The 299-nt window shown below is 48.8% G+C and carries 1 tRNA gene and 1 other RNA gene; both read right to left on the bottom strand.

Annotation, left to right across the window (positions count from 1 at the left end):
- Nucleotides 1-4: 4 nt before the first annotated feature.
- A tRNA-Lys gene (locus OGX84_RS00630) sits at nucleotides 5-80 on the bottom strand.
- Between the two features lie 45 nt (nucleotides 81-125).
- Nucleotides 126-294, bottom strand: a non-coding RNA gene (locus OGX84_RS00635) — RtT sRNA.
- Nucleotides 295-299: the final 5 nt, after the last annotated feature.

Raw genomic sequence — 299 nt, forward strand, 5'->3', positions numbered from 1 at the left:
AAACTGGTGGGTCGTGCAGGATTCGAACCTGCGACCAATTGATTAAAAGTCAACTGCTCTACCAACTGAGCTAACGACCCATACGGGTGTTACCTGAAAGATTTTACTCGGCACCAATTTAAAATTGGTGGGTCGTGCAGGATGACTCGGCTTCGCCTCGCCCTTCGGGCCGTTGCTGATGCAACGTTATCCTTCACGCTTAACATCTGAGTGTGATGCTAAAACTGGTGGGTCGTGCAGGATTCGAACCTGCGACCAATTGATTAAAAGTCAACTGCTCTACCAACTGAGCTAACGAC

This window comes from Citrobacter sp. CK202 (genome assembly GCF_030333225.1).
Lineage (GTDB): Bacteria > Pseudomonadota > Gammaproteobacteria > Enterobacterales > Enterobacteriaceae > Citrobacter_B > Citrobacter_B koseri.